Here is a 1,341-nt window from a genome sequence, read left to right as displayed (position 1 = left end):
AATATTGGCATATGGAAGCTCTTTAAACAAAAAACAACTTTACCTCATCCAGTAGGTATTGTTATAGGTTACAAGGTTATCATAGGGAAGGGGTGTAAAATTTATCATAACGTTACTATAGGGACTAAGGATACTAAAAACTTTAAAAATGCACCTTATCCCATAATAGGTGATAATGTACTCATTTACCCTAATAGTATCATAATTGGAGATATTAGTATAGGTGATAATTCAATCATTGGAGCTGGAGCTATTGTTTTGAATGATATACCTTCAAATTCTATTGTGATTGGTAATCCTGCTAGAATTATAAAAAGAAAGATTTCATAGAAAAAAATTATGAGTAAAAATAATCTCCCCAATTTTATAGTTGTCGGTTTCCCCAAATGTGGTTCTACGGCACTACATTATTATTTGGAAAGCCACCCAGAAATATACATGCCTTTGCAAAAAGAGTTGCATTATTTTACTTCTGATAAATTACTTAAACTCAATAAAGGTCCTGGTGATAAAGAGGTGAAGAAGTTCATGCTTACATCCTTAATTGAATACCAAAAAGCATATAAAAATGTTAGAGATGAAAAGGCTATTGGTGACGCGTCCCCTTCCTATATAAATCATCCTGATAAAATTCCTTTTATTAAAGAAACGCTTAAACAGACTAAGATAATTATCTTACTTCGTGATCCCATAAAAAGAGCTTATTCAAACTACTTACATTTATTGAGAGAAAAACGGGAACATTTGCCATTTTTAGAAGCTTTGGAAGAAGAAGACAATCGAGCTAAAAAGAAATATTCCGATTTTTGGTATTATAAATACAGCTCTACTTATTTCGAAAAAGTGGATAAGTTCAAAAAATCCTTCGATGAGGTTCTGATAATTACTCAGGAGGAACTTAATAATGATACAATTAAAACTGTTAAAAAAGTTTACTCTTTTTTAGATGTTGAAGAAATAATTCCAGAAAATGCTGATCAGCGTTATAATGCTGGTGGAATTTATAAAGATAATTTTATAACTAATTTGCTACTTAAGCAGTCAGTATTTAGGTCAACATTGAAGAAATTAATTCCTATAACCCCTAAAATGAAGGGGTATAAAGAAAAAATGATAGCTAAATACAAAACTAAAGCACCAGCAATAAGCGAAGAAGCGGAAAATTATCTTGTAGAAAGTTTGAAAGAGGATGTTCTTAAATTAAATCAAGTTTATAATGTTGATATTTCTAATTGGAATAACAAATTTAAAAAACAATTAACAAAAATATATAATTGAAATTAGTATTTAAAAAATATAAAATAAGTTTAAGCCTTTTTTTAATTTTAACAGGATTCTTTT

2 protein-coding genes are annotated in these 1,341 nt (G+C 28.9%); both read left to right on the top strand.

The features are described 5' to 3' along the window. Positions 1-330, top strand: a 330-nt coding sequence (locus CXF67_RS09820) for a serine O-acetyltransferase (protein ID WP_102088588.1), incomplete at its 5' end; no start/stop codon positions are given. A 9-nt stretch (positions 331-339) separates the two neighbouring features. Further along, entirely contained in the window at positions 340-1,278 is a 939-nt protein-coding gene (locus CXF67_RS09815; protein ID WP_102088587.1) for a sulfotransferase family protein, read from the top strand. Positions 1,279-1,341 lie beyond the last annotated feature (63 nt).

The organism is Psychroflexus sp. MES1-P1E, assembly GCF_002836055.1.
GTDB lineage: Bacteria > Bacteroidota > Bacteroidia > Flavobacteriales > Flavobacteriaceae > Psychroflexus.
Note: the sequence above shows the minus strand (reverse complement) of the source record. Positions and strands in the feature narration are given on the sequence as shown.